Origin of the sequence: Salinicola socius (assembly GCF_001937195.1) — a bacterium.
In the GTDB taxonomy this organism is placed as follows: domain Bacteria; phylum Pseudomonadota; class Gammaproteobacteria; order Pseudomonadales; family Halomonadaceae; genus Salinicola; species Salinicola socius.
This window is the reverse complement of the sequence record NZ_MSDO01000131.1, coordinates 1-524: the sequence shown is the minus strand read 5'-3', so window position 1 is coordinate 524 and position 524 is coordinate 1. Positions and strand designations below refer to the sequence as shown.

General features: G+C 63.7%; 1 protein-coding gene. It reads left to right on the top strand.

Going from position 1 to position 524, the window contains the following annotated elements; genetic code table 11:
• A partial coding sequence (locus BTW07_RS19210; protein WP_208605457.1) for an Ig-like domain-containing protein occupies window positions 1–524 on the top strand: 524 nt, incomplete at both ends.

Genomic DNA, 524 nt, shown 5'->3' with positions numbered 1-524 from the left:
ATGGCACCATCGCCAGCTACGCACTCGACACCGGCGTAGGTCAGGGTAACGGAACGCTGAACTTCAACGCCGACGGTTCCTACAGCTTCGCCCCGGGCACCGACTTCGACACTCTGGCCGCCGGCGAGAGCCGCGACGTCACCTTCAGCTACACCGCCACCGATAACGACGGCGGCGTCAGTGCACCGAAGACGGTCACCATCACCGTCACGGGGACTAACGATGCACCGGTGGCCGTCGCCGATACCCAAACCACCGGCGAGAACAGCGTTCTCAGCGGGCAAGTGCCGGTCGCGACCGATGTCGATGGGACGATCGCCGGTTACGACCTGGCAACGGATGTCGGCACCGGCAACGGTAGCCTCAGCTTTAATAGCGACGGCAGCTACAACTTCACGCCGGGCACCGACTTCGACAGTCTCGCCGCGGGCGAAAGTCGCGACGTCACCTTCAGCTATACCGCTACCGATAACGATGGCGGCGTCAGTGCACCCAAGACGGTCACCATCACCGTGACCGGCACC